This window comes from Microvirga antarctica (assembly GCF_017921815.1).
GTDB classification, from domain to species: domain Bacteria; phylum Pseudomonadota; class Alphaproteobacteria; order Rhizobiales; family Beijerinckiaceae; genus Microvirga; species Microvirga antarctica.
In genome coordinates, this window is record NZ_JAGEMM010000136.1 from 1 (window position 1) to 286 (window position 286).

General features: G+C 52.8%; 1 protein-coding gene. It reads left to right on the top strand.

What is annotated here, in order from left to right; all coding sequences use genetic code 11:
• The coding region (locus tag J4G32_RS21180) for a CvpA family protein (RefSeq protein WP_210497679.1) at positions 1 to 286 on the top strand (286 nt) is incomplete at both ends.

Here is a 286-nt window from a genome sequence, read left to right on the forward strand (position 1 = left end):
CTACACTTACCTGTCTGTCTGGTTTACGGGCTTTGAAGACGAACTGGTTCGTAATGGGATTGCTATCGCGGTACTGTTTATCGCGACGCTTATCGTCGGCGCTATCGTGAATTTTGTGATAGGTCAGCTAGTAGAAAAGACCGGCCTGTCGGGAACTGACCGGGTGTTGGGGATCTGTTTCGGCGCACTGCGAGGCGCGCTGATTGTCGCCGCCATTCTGTTCTTCCTTGATACCTTTACCGGCTTGTCGAAAAGCGAAGACTGGAGCAAATCGCAGCTCATCCCG